Origin of the sequence: Paraburkholderia xenovorans LB400 (assembly GCF_000013645.1) — a bacterium.
Taxonomy (GTDB): Bacteria; Pseudomonadota; Gammaproteobacteria; order Burkholderiales; family Burkholderiaceae; genus Paraburkholderia; species Paraburkholderia xenovorans.
The window spans coordinates 3,063,397-3,077,214 of record NC_007952.1 but is presented as its reverse complement, the minus strand read 5'-3'; the positions used below and the strand labels follow the sequence as shown (position 1 = coordinate 3,077,214).

Annotated in this window: 15 protein-coding genes; 2 read left to right on the top strand and 13 right to left on the bottom strand. The window is 61.6% G+C overall.

What is annotated here, in order from left to right:
• Nucleotides 1–40: 40 nt before the first annotated feature.
• Complete coding sequence (gene map, locus BXE_RS35505; RefSeq protein ID WP_011492950.1) at nt 41–808, bottom strand: type I methionyl aminopeptidase; 768 nt, start codon at nt 806–808, stop codon at nt 41–43.
• The gene (locus BXE_RS35500; protein WP_011492949.1) at nt 805–1,017 is read right to left on the bottom strand and encodes a ParD-like family protein; all 213 of its coding nucleotides are present in this window, start codon (nt 1,015–1,017) and stop codon (nt 805–807) included. Before BXE_RS35500 ends, map begins: the two co-directional genes overlap by 4 nt.
• A gap of 141 nt (nt 1,018–1,158) precedes the next feature.
• On the opposite strand from BXE_RS35500, the gene BXE_RS35495 reads away from it, so the two are divergent.
• Nucleotides 1,159–1,551 (top strand): MFS transporter, encoded by a 393-nt coding sequence (locus tag BXE_RS35495; protein ID WP_148223042.1) that lies wholly within the window; start codon nt 1,159–1,161, stop codon nt 1,549–1,551.
• 49 nt (nt 1,552–1,600) lie between these two features.
• A complete protein-coding gene (locus BXE_RS47960; RefSeq protein ID WP_267886396.1) occupies nt 1,601–1,735 on the top strand; it encodes a hypothetical protein in 135 nt (44 codons plus the stop codon).
• Here BXE_RS47960 and BXE_RS35485 read toward each other — a convergent pair.
• The 11 genes from BXE_RS35485 to BXE_RS35435 form a co-directional block, all read right to left on the bottom strand.
• Nucleotides 1,729–3,213, bottom strand: a complete 1,485-nt coding sequence (locus BXE_RS35485) for a DHA2 family efflux MFS transporter permease subunit (RefSeq protein WP_011492947.1) — start codon at nt 3,211–3,213, stop codon at nt 1,729–1,731. The two genes, BXE_RS47960 and BXE_RS35485, sit on opposite strands and share 7 nt — an antisense overlap.
• Nucleotides 3,214–3,405: 192 nt before the next feature.
• On the bottom strand, nt 3,406–4,083 hold the full coding sequence (locus BXE_RS35480; RefSeq protein WP_011492946.1) for a glutathione S-transferase: 678 nt from the start codon (nt 4,081–4,083) through the stop codon (nt 3,406–3,408).
• Nucleotides 4,084–4,156: 73 nt separating this feature from the next.
• On the bottom strand, nt 4,157–5,380 hold the full coding sequence (locus BXE_RS35475; RefSeq protein WP_011492945.1) for a dienelactone hydrolase family protein: 1,224 nt from the start codon (nt 5,378–5,380) through the stop codon (nt 4,157–4,159).
• A gap of 43 nt (nt 5,381–5,423) precedes the next feature.
• Nucleotides 5,424–7,064, bottom strand: a complete 1,641-nt coding sequence (locus BXE_RS35470) for an AMP-binding protein (protein WP_011492944.1) — start codon at nt 7,062–7,064, stop codon at nt 5,424–5,426.
• Between the two features lie 87 nt (nt 7,065–7,151).
• Nucleotides 7,152–7,547 carry a RidA family protein gene (locus tag BXE_RS35465; RefSeq protein WP_011492943.1) on the bottom strand — a complete coding sequence of 132 codons (396 nt, stop codon included), beginning with the start codon at nt 7,545–7,547 and terminating at the stop codon, nt 7,152–7,154.
• The gene (locus tag BXE_RS35460; RefSeq protein WP_011492942.1) at nt 7,544–7,987 is read right to left on the bottom strand and encodes an acyl-CoA thioesterase; all 444 of its coding nucleotides are present in this window, start codon (nt 7,985–7,987) and stop codon (nt 7,544–7,546) included. The genes BXE_RS35465 and BXE_RS35460 overlap by 4 nt, the downstream gene beginning before the upstream one ends.
• Nucleotides 7,984–9,192: an acyl-CoA dehydrogenase family protein gene (locus BXE_RS35455; RefSeq protein ID WP_011492941.1), complete on the bottom strand. Its 1,209-nt coding sequence runs from the start codon at nt 9,190–9,192 to the stop codon at nt 7,984–7,986. The genes BXE_RS35460 and BXE_RS35455 overlap by 4 nt, the downstream gene beginning before the upstream one ends.
• Nucleotide 9,193: 1 nt before the next feature.
• Entirely contained in the window at nt 9,194–10,045 is an 852-nt protein-coding gene (locus BXE_RS35450; RefSeq protein WP_011492940.1) for an enoyl-CoA hydratase family protein, read from the bottom strand.
• 25 nt (nt 10,046–10,070) lie between these two features.
• Nucleotides 10,071–10,631: a MarR family winged helix-turn-helix transcriptional regulator gene (locus tag BXE_RS35445; protein WP_007178468.1), complete on the bottom strand. Its 561-nt coding sequence runs from the start codon at nt 10,629–10,631 to the stop codon at nt 10,071–10,073.
• Nucleotides 10,628–11,401, bottom strand: a complete 774-nt coding sequence (locus BXE_RS35440; RefSeq protein WP_011492939.1) for an SDR family NAD(P)-dependent oxidoreductase — start codon at nt 11,399–11,401, stop codon at nt 10,628–10,630. Before BXE_RS35440 ends, BXE_RS35445 begins: the two co-directional genes overlap by 4 nt.
• On the bottom strand, nt 11,398–13,770 hold the full coding sequence (locus BXE_RS35435) for a bifunctional salicylyl-CoA 5-hydroxylase/oxidoreductase (RefSeq protein ID WP_011492938.1): 2,373 nt from the start codon (nt 13,768–13,770) through the stop codon (nt 11,398–11,400). Before BXE_RS35435 ends, BXE_RS35440 begins: the two co-directional genes overlap by 4 nt.
• Nucleotides 13,771–13,818 lie beyond the last annotated feature (48 nt).

Here is a 13,818-nt window from a genome sequence, read left to right as displayed (position 1 = left end):
CACTGTTCGCGGATGGACATTGATTCTCTGGTCGGCTCGATCAGTTGGGTACCCTTTCTTCGGATCGTAGCGTTAAGACCTGTACGCCGTTTCGGGTCACGGCCACGGTGTGTTCGAACTGCGCCGACAGTTGCCCGTCGCGCGTGACCACCGTCCAGCCATCTTCTTCGGTTCTAACAGAATGTCGCCCCTGGTTGATCATGGGTTCAATGGTGAACACCATACCTTCGCGCAACAACAAACCCGTTCGCGGCTTCCCCCAATGCAGCACTTGCGGCTCCTCATGCATTTCACGCCCGATGCCATGCCCGCAGTATTCCCTCACGACCGAATAGCCATTTCTGCGCGCGTGCCGCTCAATAGCATGACCTACATCGCCGAGTCTGGCGCCGGGACGAACGGTCTTGATCCCTTTCCACATCGCTTCGTAGGTCACTTGCACGAGGCGTTTAGCCAGTGGAGACACCTCCCCCACGAGATAGGTCTTACTGGAATCAGCGATGTAGCCATTCTTCTCCAGCGTGATGTCGAAATTAACGATGTCCCCGCTTTGCAGGATGTCTGTGGTGGACGGAACACCGTGACAAACAACATTGTTGCGTGAAGAATTAAGCGCGTAGGCGTAGCCGTACTGGCCTTTGCTTGCCGGGCATGCGTTGAGTTCATTGACGATGAGGCTATCGACCAGATCGTTGACCTGCATGGTCGACATGCCGATCAGACTCATTTGATCCAGATAGCCAAATACATCTGCCAGCAGTTGGCCCGATTCCGCCATCAATGCGATTTCTTCGGGTCGCTTGGTCATGTCAACGCCACCTTGACGGCTTGCGTCACGACGCCTGCGGCTCTCAGTTCACGGGTAGCTATTTCATTGAAACTCAGCGTCGGATTCATTTCGCACAACATGCCAACCTTGATCCAGAAGGCCGCTTGTGCGTTGATCGACCGGCATGATACTGCGCTTGCCTTACGTATCTGATCGTGCAAGTCGTCGTCGATATTGACAATGCCCACATCACTCTCCATATATGATTCATATACGGATCATATATTCAAACTATCGTACAGGACAAGCGCTTTTTCGATATCGGATATGCGTGCGATCTCGGCTATCCGGCGCAGACTGTCACGCTCATTTCAACGGGCTTCGGCATCGTGACGCTTACAGTGAGACTGGCGATCGGCGTGGCATTTGTCGGCATTGGCTACGGAACGGAGAGCGATCTCGTCAGCTATCTCACGAGCAAATACTTCGGCAGGAAACACTTCGGCGCAATCTACGGCTGTCTGATCATCCTGTTTCTAAGCGGTGTGTCGATTGGTCCGCTCATGTACGGTACCGCCCGATCGATGTTCGGTTCCTACGGCCACGACTTGCTGCAGGTGAGCCGGATCATCGGGCCGGTGCTGACAACACAGATTTCTATCGCCCAGGCTGTCAGCCGTCAGGCGAGCCAGCTTCGGTCTCGCGCGGCGCAACTCATCAGGGAAACCGTGCAGGAGATTCTTGCGGACGAGCTTGCAGCGGACGCCGACGATATACGCTGAACGCGGCGATCAAGGTGCGTGTAGCTTCGCGCGACGGCTCGGAGCAGCCATGCTCAGCTTGATTGCACTGGGCCAGCCGGACATCAAGCAATACATGAGCATGACGTATGATCCAATCGACCAGGCGTCGAGGCAGTTCGGCGAGGAGACCAAGCCAAGTTGGCCGCAGCTGGCCGCTCAATAACTTTCGGTTGCAGTCTTATCCGTGGGCGACACTTGCTGACCGTGGCCACCTTCCTGAACCGCAGTTCCTCCTGCTCGCCCCGTCCGCAACAACACCCCACCCAAAATCCCCGCCGCCGCCGCAAAAATCGCCCCAAACAAAAACGCGACGTGATACCCGCTATTCAGCGCGGCCACGGCATCTCCAGACGACGCCTGCACCGCCTCACTCCGCGCCGCAGCGAGACTGGCCAGCACCGCGAGCCCAAGCGCCCCACCCATCATGAACGACGTATTGACGATCCCCGACGCGAGCCCTGAATCGCTCGGATCGACATCGCTCATAGCCGCCAGCAGCATCGGATTAAACGCAATCCCTGCGCCGAAACCAAGCAGCATCATCCCCGGCATGACATCTAGCACAAAGCTGCCGCCAACCGGCGCGCGAGCGAACAACGCAAGACCGCAAGCCGCGACCAGCAGCCCCACGGCCAGCGGAACACGCAGCCCGAAGCGCATCACCACACGCGCCGACAACCCAAGCGAAAAGAACCCCATGATCAGATTAGCCGGCAGGAACGCGAGCCCGACTTGCAACGGCCGATAGCCGAGCACCCTCTGCAGATACAACGCGGAAATAAAGAACCAGGCAAACATGGCAGCCGCCCACAGCACGCCGACCACATTCGCCGTCGCAACATTGCGCAAGCGAAATAAACCAAGCGGCATCAACGGATGCTGAACGCGCGATTCGATCACCAGGAACACAGCAAGCAGCGCCAACGCAGCGAACAGCAAGCCGAGCGTCTGCACCGAAGTCCAGCCGGCTTCATTCCCATTCACCACGGCGTACACGGCCAGCATCAACGAAACGGTGACGGATACCGCGCCGGCCACATCGAGCTTCTCTCCATGTGCATGACCGCGCGCGGACGGCAACAGCGCGACGCAAAGTGCATACACGGCAATACCGATCGGCAGATTGACGAGAAAGATCCAATGCCAGCTCAGCAGATTGGTGAGCAGGCCACCAAGCAGCACACCGATGCTGCCACCGCCCGCGCACACAAACCCATACACGCCCATCGCTTTCGCGCGTTCGCCGGGTTCGGTGAACAGATTCATGATGAGCGACAACGAAACCGCCGAGACGATCGCGCCTGCCACACCCTGAACGGCCCGCGCACACACCAGCAGCACCTGCGAGTTCGAAATGCCGCAAGCAAGCGACGCCGCCGTGAACAACGTAATGCCAATAAGAAACAACTTGCGGTGCCCATAAAGATCGCCGAGCCGTCCACCCAGCAGCAGGCAGCCGCCGAAGGTCAGCATGTACGCATTGACCACCCACACGAGCGACGTTTCGTTAAAGCCGAGATCCGCCGCGATGGACGGCAGCGCAACGTTCACGATCGTGGTATCGAGCACGATCATGAGCACGCCGAGGCACAGAACGATCAGTGCGATCCAGCGTTTGTTGCCGTGGATGGAATGGGTCATGCAGGCGGCTCCTTGGCCGTGGTCGATCGGATGCCGGACGCGTTGCTGCTGAAATTGGCACCGCGCCGAAAGAGACGGAATCCGGCGCAATGCCGACCAACCGGCTGGCAACTCGTTGACGACAATGGGATTTTCCAGTCTAGCATCCGCGACTTTCGAGCGACAACTACGAGTTCCAGGTCGCCGCGGACGTCAATCGCCGCCGAGCAGTTCGTATTTGCCGCCGCGCTCCAGCGCCCGCTGATAAGCGGGTCTCGCATGAATGCGCTTGAGAAAATCGACCACCGCAGGAATCTGCCCGTCCATCCCGCCGCGCGCCGTGGCGGCTTCGAGTGGAAAACTCATTTGCACGTCTGCCGCGGTGAAGTCGTTGCCGACAAACCAGCCGGTCTTGCTCAATTCCTGATTGATGTAGCCGAGGTGCAGCTTCAACTGCGGATCGATAAAACTCGATTGCAGCGTCGCGGCGATCTTGCGCGCTATCGGCCTGGCGAAGAACGGCATCGGCGCGCTGGCAATACGCAGCGCCACGAGTTTGAGCAGCAGCGGCGGCATTGCCGAACCTTCCGCGTAGTGCAGCCAGTAGGTGTAACGCAGCCGCTCCGGTGTGCCGGGCGCCGGCGCAAAACGTCCCTGCCCGTACCTGTCGATCAGATACTCGATGATCGCGCCCGACTCGGCGATCGTCTGGCCATCGTCGGTAATGACGGGAGACTTGCCGAGCGGATGCACCGCGCGCAGCTCGGGCGGCGCCAGCATCGTTTTCGGATCACGCTCGTAACGCTTGATCTCGTACGGAACGCCGAGTTCTTCGAGCAGCCATAGCACACGCTGCGAGCGGGAGTTGTTCAGATGATGGACGGTCAGCATGGGTCGAGAGATGTTGGCCAATGGAGTGTCACATCATAAGGAGGTTGTGCAGAGGCAGGCCTCTAGTCGCAATTCATGCGCGCGATTTGCCGCCCATCAATTGATTCGACGGCAGCGTTTCGTCTAGCAGCTTGCGCGCGCTTTCGATGCCGGCAACCGGCAATCCCTCGGGGTTCAGCAAGCCGACCTGCACGAGCACGGAAGCCTGATCCCAATAGATGTGCTCGTTATAGAGCTTGTCGCCGCGAAAACACACGACAGCCAGCATCGGCACCTCGAAATATTTACCGGTGGGCGCGACGCCGGGCAGCAACCAGTCGATCTCGCAGCTATGCGTGCAGCTAAAAACGAATTCATCGACGATGCGATCCGCGCCGATGGTGCGCGAAATCGGAATCAGCTTCGTATCAACGGGATTCGAGTTGACGAAGTGATGCGTATAGAAACGCTTGAGGTTGTCATGGCCGACACCGCCGGTCATGGTCGGAACGTGATTGACGTAGGGCTGCGCGACCATGGTCGGCATGACCGCATCCACGTCGCGGGTGGCGAACTCGTAATAGCAATGCGCTTCCCACAGCGCATTGAGATCGTAGGCCGGACCGAGCACTTTGCGCAGCAGCGCGAGCGTGCGCGAATACGCCATCATCGTGGCGGGCTTGTCGTATTGCGCACGCGCCGGCGCGGCGAACGCATGATCGCAATCCGGGTACACGTATTGCTCGATTTGCGGCCGCGTGCGCAACGCGGCGCTGATCCGTTCGCGGGTTTCGGGCGGGCAGTGCGAGTCGTTTTCAGGGAAGTGAAACACCATCGGGCAACGAATTGCCGGCACTTCGTCGAGATACGCTTCGAGGCCCACGCCGTAATAGCTGACCGCGCAATCGACGTCGGTACGCGCGGCGCTCAGGAACGCGAGCTTGCCGCCAAGGCAGTAACCCACCGCGCCGACTTTGCCCGCTTGTTCGGGCAGGGCGCGCAATGCCGCGATAGTGGCGGCGATATCGTCGACGGCGCGATCCGTGTCGAACTGGCCGAGATAGCGGAGCGCCTGTTTCATGTCGGCTTCGCCGTAACCGAGCGCGATGCCCGGTTTGATCCGCCAGAACAGATCCGGCACCAGCACCACATAACCTTCTTCAGCGAAGCGGTCGGCCATCGCCTTCATGGTGTCGTTGATGCCGAAGATTTCCTGCAGCAGCACGAGCCCCGGCCCGGACCCTTGCGCCGGACGCGCAACGTAGGCGTTGAACCGGCCGCCATCCTGGGCGACGACTTCGATGAAAGAGGCGGCCATGCGGTATGTCTCCCATGCAAATGGTTGCCGCGGAAAGCGCGGGCTAAGCGATCGTGCGCAACTCGAAACGTTTTAGCTTGCCGGTTTCGGTGCGCGGCAGTGTATCGACGAAAACGATCTCGCGCGGATATTTATACGGCGCCACGCTATTTTTCACGAAATCCTGCAGTTGCGCGATCAGTTTGTCGTCGGCGACGTAACCGGGATTGACCACGACGAACGCCTTGACGATCTGCCCGCGGGTTTCGTCCGGCGCGCCTATCACGCCGCATTCGGACACCGCGTCGTGTTGCAGCAGCACGCTTTCCACTTCGGGGCCGGAGATGTTGTAGCCGGCGGAGACGATCATGTCGTCGGCACGCGCCTGGTAGAACACGTAGCCGTCCGCGTCGAGATAGACGGAATCGCCGGGCAGATTCCAGCCGTCGCGCACGAACTTCTGTTGCCGTTCGTCGGCGAGATAGCGGCAGCCGGTCGGGCCGCGCACCGCGAGTTTGCCGATGGTGCCGGGCGCGACCGGTCGCATGTCGTCGTCCACTGCCTGCACGGCGTAACCCGGCACCGCGCGGCCGATGGCATGCGGGCGGATCTCGTCGCCTTGCGCCGAAATGAAAATGTGGATCAGCTCGGTGCCGCCAATGCCGTCGATCATGTCGATGCCGGACGCGTCGCGCCACAAACGCCGCGTCGAATCCGGCAAGGCTTCTCCCGCCGAGACGGTCTTCTTCAAGGTCGAGATGTCGTGATGCGCAACCAGCGGCGCCATTTGCCGGTAGAAGGTCGGCGCGGTGAATACGATGGTCGCGAAAAAACGCTCGACGGTCTGCAATAAAGTCTCGGGCGTGAGCTTCTCGATCAGCACCGTGGATGCGCCCACTCGCAACGGAAAGCACAGCAAACCGCCGAGTCCGAACGTGAACGCGAGCGGCGGCGTACCGCAAAAAATATCGCTCGACGTGGGCTTGAGCACGTAGCGCGGGAACAGATCGCACATGGCCAGCACGTCGCGATGAAAGTGCATGCAACCTTTCGGTGCACCGGTCGTGCCGCTGGTGAAGGCGATCAGGCAGACGTCGTCGGCGGCGGTGTCGCACGCGGTGAAGTGGTCGGGCTTGTTGATCGCGAGTGTGTCGAGCGAATCGGCGGCGTCGTCGTGGAACAGGCGCGTTTCTTTCAGGCCCGCGCAGTAGAACTCGTCTTGCGGATCGGTGCAGCGTGCCAGTTCGGCAGTCAGGCGGGCGTCGCACAACGCCGCGCCAACTTGCGCTTTATCGATGATCTGCTTCAGTTCCTTGGCACGCAGCAGCGGCATGGTCGGCACCACGACGAGGCCGGCCTTGAGTGCCGCGAGCGCGGTTACGGCCATATGCAGTGTGTTCGGGCCGCGCAGGAGAACGCGGTTGCCGGGCCGCAGTCCCATTTCGTCGACCAGCACGTGTGCGCTGCGGTTCACCAGGGCCAGTAGTTCACCATAACTCGTGGCGCGCGGCGTGCCGTCCACGTCGGACCAGATCGCGGGATGATCGCGGTGACCCGCTTCGATGGTTCTGTCGAGCAGCTCCGTCGCGCAGTTCAGGCGCGGCGGATAGGCAACGTCAGGGTTGTCGAGCAGAAAGACAGGCCATTGATCCTGCGGCGGAAGATTGTCGCGCGCGAAGGTATCGACGTGTGCTGACGGTTCCATCATGGTCTCCCGGGCGTTGAGCCGGCTGGATGCGCTGCGGTTGGCTTGGTGGTTTGGTGGGTTCTTTTCGCGTGCTGTGTTGCCCGGTTACTGCGGGACCACTGCGGTCGCCTCGATTTCGACTTTCGCTTCGTCTTCGATCAGCGCGACGACCTGCACCGCGCTCATCGCGATGTCGTAGTCGCCGATCAGCTCGCGAAACGCACGGCCAATATCCTTCAACGCCGCGAGATACTCGCGTTTGTCGGTGACGTACCACGTCATGCGCACCAGGTGCTCGGGCTTGCCACCCGCTTCGTGCAGAACGGCGAGCACATTTTTGAGCGCCTGGATGGCTTGCGCGGCGAAGTCGGTGGTCTGGAAACGCGCCTGTTCGTCCCAGCCGATCTGGCCGGCAATGAATACCTGCAGGCCGGTTGCCGAGACGCCGTTCGCGTAGCCACGCGGCTTGACCCAACCGGCCGGAAGAAGAGCTTTTTTCATGAGCGATGCGCCTCAATGGAATCGGGCTGCGGGGCGAACGTCGCGAGCGCGCTCGCGATGTCGGTGGGAATATCAATGGATGTGCCGCTTTCGAGCGAAGTCGTGACCAACACCTGTTTCGCGCGAAAACGGCTTTCGCCGTTGCAATGGCCGACGATCTCCAGGCTGATCGAGCGCCGGCCGATCGCTACGACGTGAAGCGTCAGCGTGATCGTTTCGCCCATCTGGCTCGGCCGCGAAAACTCGCAATCGAGTTTGACGATCGGCAAGCCAACGCGGCGCTGCGCAATCATTTGCGCGTAGTCGATATGCAGGCCCTCGTTGAACCAGTCTTCGACCAGCGCGTTAGTCATCACCAGATATTGCGGAAAGAACACGATGCCCGCCGGGTCGCAATGCGAGAAGCGGATACGCACGGGCCGTTCGAAAGACGCGCTCATCTGGTGTTTGCTCCGGCAGTCGCGGCAGCATGCGCTTTCAGCAGATCACGTCCGACGATCAGTTGCTGCACTTCGGTCGCGCCTTCGTAAATGCGCAGCGCGCGAATCTCGCGATACAGCATTTCGACGGCCGTGCCGCTTTGCACGCCCATGCCGCCGTAGAGTTGCACGGCGGCGTCGATCACCTGTTGCGCGCCTTCGCTTGCGTGCCATTTCGCCATTGCCGCTTCACGCGTGACGTTTTCGCCTTGATCGCGCAGCCATGCCGCGCGATAGACCAGCAATGCGCTGCTGTCGATGGTCAAGGCCATCTGCGCGAGTTTGGCCTGCGTCAGTTGAAAATCGCCGAGCGTCTGCCCGAACATTTTGCGCGACGCGGCACGCGCGACACCTTCGGCCATTGCATGACGCGCGAAGCCAAGCGAAGCAGCCGCCACCGACGTGCGGAAAATATCCAGCGTGCGCATGGCGAGCTTGAAACCTTCGCCGGGTGCGCCGAGCATCTGGCTGCGCGGCACGCGCGCGCCGGCAAAGTGCAGACGTGCGAGCGGATGCGGCGCGATCACGTCGATGCGTTCCGCAATCTCCAACCCCGGCGTATCCGCATCCACAACGAACGCGCTGATGCCGCGTGCGCCCGGCGCTTCGCCCGTTCTCGCGAACACCACGTAGAAATCGGCGATGCCGCCGTTGGAGATCCACGTCTTGTCGCCGTCGAGCACGTAGGCGTCGCCGTCTTCGCGTGCGGAGAGCGTCATGGCGGCGACGTCCGATCCCGCCTCGGGCTCGGATAGCGCGAACGCCGCGATGGCCGTGCCGTTGGCGACGCGCGGCAGATAGCGCGTCTTCTGTTCGTGCGTGCCGCCAAGCGAGATGGCGCCCGAACCGAGGCCTTGCATCGCCAGCGCGAAGTCCGCGAGGCCAGAGTGTTTGGCGAGCGTTTCGCGCAGCAGGCAGACGGCGCGCGTGTCGATCGTGTCGCCGTGGCCGCCGTAGGCTACACCGCCCACGCCGTATTTCAGCCAGCCCGCCGCGCCGAGTTCGCGCACCAGACGGCGGCAGGTGGCGTCCACGTCTTCGTGGTCTTCGTGCGCGAGGTTCGCGCGGCACCATGCTTCGATACCCGCGGCCAGTTCGCGATGGCGCGGCTCGAAGAACGGCCAGGCCAGCGCGCTATGCAGATCCAGTTCGGTGTTGGCGCTCAACTCAATCTCCCTCGAACACCGGACGCGACTTCGCCGCAAACGCGCTATATGCACGCTCGAAATCGCGTGTGCTCATGCAGATCGCCTGGGCTTGCGCTTCCGATTCGATTGCTTCGTCGATACTCATGCTCCACTCCTGATGCAGCATCTTCTTGGTGATGCCGTGCGCGAAAGTCGGACCGGCGACGAGATCGGCGGCGAGCTTGTGCGCTTCTTCAACCAACGCGGCCGGTTCGCATAGCCGGTTGTAGAAGCCCCATGCATGGCCTTCGTCTCCGCTTGCCGAGCGACCGGTGAACAGCAGTTCGGCGGCGCGCCCCTGGCCGATGATGCGCGGCAGGATCGCGCAAGCGCCCATATCGCAGCCGGCGAGGCCGACGCGCGAGAACAGAAAAGCGAGCTTGCTGCGCGCGGTGCCGAGCCGCATGTCGGACGCCATTGCGAGAATTGCGCCGGCACCGGCGCAAACGCCGTCGACGGCAGCAATCACCGGCTGCGGGCAATGACGCATGGCTTTGACGAGATCGCCGGTCATGCGGGTGAACAGCAGCAGTTCCGGCATGGGCAGATCGATCAACGGCGCGATGATGTCGTGCACGTCGCCGCCGGAGCAGAAGTTCTCGCCTGCGCCGTGAATCACGACGGCCTTGACGTCGGTCGCGTAGGTCAATTGCCGGAACAGATCGCGCAATTCCGCATACGACTCGAAGGTCAGCGGGTTCTTGCGCTCCGGGCGGTTCAGCGTGATCGTCGCGACCTTGCCGGCGACCGACCAGCCGAAGTGCCGCGCTTCGTAGCCGGCTAGCGTGAGGCGGTTGCCGGCCAGTAGCGCGTCGGCGTTGGATCGTGTCATGAGTGTCTCCTCGTTTCGATGCGGATCAGTCTTTCAGACTATCGAGCAGATGTTTCTTGAGTTTGCCGAGGCGCTGATGGGTACGCGATTTTTCATCGAGGCTCAAACCACCGAACAGTTCGACCACCCATTGCTCGTGCGCGACCGCCATCTTGTCGAACGCCTTGCGGCCTGCCGGCGTCAGGCACACGCTAATCGAGCGGCGGTCGTTCGGATCGGTGTCGCGCGACACCAGTCCTTCTTTTTCGAGCTGATCCGTAATGCCGGTGACGTTGCCGCCCGTCACCATCAAGCGGCGCGATAGCTCGGTCATCTTCAGACCTTCCGGATGACGCTCCAACTGCGCCATCAGATCGAAACGCGGCAACGTGGTGTCGAATTCGTTGCGCAGGCGCTTGCGCAATTCGGCCTGCACGAGGTTGGTCGTGGTGAGCATGCGCAGCCACAGACGCAAACCCATATGACTATCCGCGCCCGTGCTCATTTCGAGGTCCACGACGTTCTCCGCGGGTTTGGCGACGCCTTTGCGCGGCGGTTTCGTTTCAGCCGCTACCGCAGGCTTCTTGATGTTCGATGACTTGGTCACATGACTTCTCCACCAGAGATGGAAATGGATTGCCCCGTGACGGCGTCCGAGCCAGGCTGACACAGCCAGAGCACCGCATTGGCGACCTGGTCCGGACTCACGAAGCGATGTTGCGGATTCGAGCGAAGCAAGGTTTCGCGCGCCTGTTGTTCGGTGCGCGAAGTCTTGCTGGTGATCTGTTCAAGCGATGCGTGCAGCAGTTCCGTCTCCGTATAACCGGGACAAACCGCGTTGACTGTGACGCCTTTGGTCGCCACTTCCAGCGCGAGCGAGCGCGTGAGGCCGATCACGCCGTGTTTCGCGGCGCAATAGGCGGCGACGTAGGCGTAGCCGATCTGTCCCGCCGTGCTCGCCACGTTGACGATGCGGCCATGACCGCGTTCGAGCATGCCGGGCAACACCGCGCGCGTGCCGAGAAAGACGCCGGTGAGGTTGACGTCCAGCATGCGCTGCCAGAGCGCCAGGTCCGTATGCGTGAACGGTGCGGCTTGCGCCTGGCCTGCGTTGTTGATGAGGATGTCGACCGCGCCGGCCTCACGGAACGCGCTCTCGACCGAATCTTCCTGCGTGACGTCGACGCTGATGCAAGCCACCTCGCCCAACGTTTGGCATTTCTCGCGCTGCGCGTCGAGCCGCTCCGCATTGCGGCCCATCAAGGTGACGCGCGCGCCGGCGTGTAGCAGCGCCTGCGCGACCGCCGCGCCGATGCCGCTGCCGCCGCCGGTGACCACCGCGTGCTGTCCCGTGAGCGTTGATTGAAGTGTGTTCACGTGGTTCCTTCGGCGCGCTGCGCGCGTTCTTGCGGCGACAGACCCGCGTTCGCGGCAGCCTGGGCGCGCTCGCGTTCGAGATTCCGTTCGAGTTGAGACTTCGCCGCGGTGTAGGGCTTCGGCCAGGTCACGTCGAAATAGCCGATTTTCGCGGCTTCGTTCAGCGTCCACGCAGGGTTCGCCAGATGCGGGCGGGCAATTGCGCACAGGTCCGCGCGGCCTGCCGCGATGATGCTGTTCACGTGGTCCGCTTCGGAGATCGCGCCCACTGCGATCGTCGCGATGCCTGCTTCGTTGCGAACGCGGTCGGCGAATGGCGTCTGGAACATGCGCCCGTATACCGGTTTTTCATCTTTGCTGACCTGGCCCGACGACACGTCGATCATGTCGGCGCCGGCCGCTTTGAAGGCTCGGGCGATCTGGACCGCGTCGTCGGGTGTCGTGCCGCCTTCTACCCAATCGTTCGCGGAGATGCGCACGGAAATCGGCTTGTCTTGCGGCCAGACCGCGCGAATTGCCTTGAAGACCTGCAACGGGTAGCGCAGACGATTGTCCAGCGAGCCGCCATACTCGTCAGTGCGATGATTGGTCAGCGGCGACAGAAAGCTCGACAGGAAATAACCGTGCGCGCAATGCAGTTCGAGCCAATCGAAACCCGCTTCGGCCGACATCTGCGTGGCGCGGACGAATTGCGCCTCGATTTCGCGCAGTTCGTCTTGCGTGGCTTCGCGCGAATGCTGGCTGACGCCGCGCAGATATTGTTGCGGCGACGCCGAGACGAGCGGCCAGTTGCCTTCCGTGAGCGGCTGATCGATGCCTTCCCACGCGACGCGTGTCGAACCTTTCGCACCGGAATGGCCGAGCTGAATGCCGATCTTCGCATCCGACTGACGATGCACGAGATCCACAATGCGCTTCCAGGCGGTGAGATGCTCGGGTGCGTACATGCCGGGGCATGCGGGCGTGATACGCGCTTCAGGCGAGACGCAGGTCATCTCGGTCATGACGAGTGCTGCGCCGCCCATTGCGCGTGCGCCGAGATGCATCAGGTGATAGTCGCCGGCAACGCCGTCGACGGCCGAGTATTGCGCCATAGGCGACACCACCACGCGGTTTTTCAGCGTGACGCCACGCAAAGTGAAGGGCGTGAACATCGGCGGGACGGAATGCTTTTCCGGCGCGCGATCGACCCCTGAGCGCCGGGCGAGCCAGTCTTCGAAACCGGACAGATAGCCCGCATCGCGCTCGCGTAGATTCTCGTGAGAGATGCGCTGCGAACGCGTGAGCAGCGAATACGCGAACTGTTCCGGCTCGAACGACGTATAGCGGTCCACGTGCTCGAACCATTCCGTCGAATTGCGCGCGGCGTTCTGAATACGCAATACGTCGATGCTGCGTACGTCGGTGTAGTGCTTGAGCGCTGCGGCGAGATCGCCGGGATGCGCGCCGATGCTATTGGCGAGTTCAATCGAATCTTCGAGCGCGAGTTTGGTGCCGGAGCCAATGGAGAAGTGGGCCGTATGCGCGGCGTCGCCCATGAGGACGACGGGCGTGCGCGTGCCGTCCGCGTTGTCGCGCCAATGCACCCATTCCTCGTTGACGACACGTGGGAAGCGAATCCATTGTGACGAACCGCGCAAATGCGCTGCGTTCGAGAGCAAGGCGTTGCCGTCCAGATACTTCGCGAATAGCTTCTCGCAGAAGGCGATGCTGTCTTCCTTGCTCATCTCGTCGAGGCCGGCGGCGCGCCACACGCGCTCCGGCGTTTCGACGATGAAAGTGGAAGTCTGATCGTCGAAACGATAGGCATGCGCCTGGAACCAGCCGAATTCGGTTTCTTCGAAGGCGAAGGTGAAGGCGTCGAAAAGTTTTCTGGTGCCGAGCCACACGAAGCGGCAATCGCGCATGTCGACAGCGGGGCGATAGGTGTGCGCGTACTTCTGGCGGATCGCGCTGTTCGCGCCGTCGCAGGCAATGATGAGGTCGGCTTCGTAAGCGCTGTCGTCCGTGACCTGGGTTTCGAAAACCAGCTTCACGCCCAGTTCTTCGCAGCGCGCTTGCAGGATATTCAACAGACGCTTGCGGCCGATGCCGCAAAAGCCGTGGCCCGACGAACGGATTTGCCGGCCACGGAAATTAATCTCGATGTCGTCCCAGTGATTGAAGGCGTCGAGGATCGCATCGGCGCTGGGGGCGTCGGCGATGCGCAGATTGCCGAGCGTCTGGTCGGAGAATACGACGCCCCAGCCGAAGGTGTCGTAGGGGCGGTTGCGCTCGATTACCGTGACGTCGTAGGCCGGGTTCCGGCTCTTCATCAACAGACCGAAGTACAACCCGGCCGGGCCGCCGCCAATACAAACGATGCGCATGCTTGTTCCCCATATGTGGACGCCGCTGTGTGAGATTAATTTAGGCCT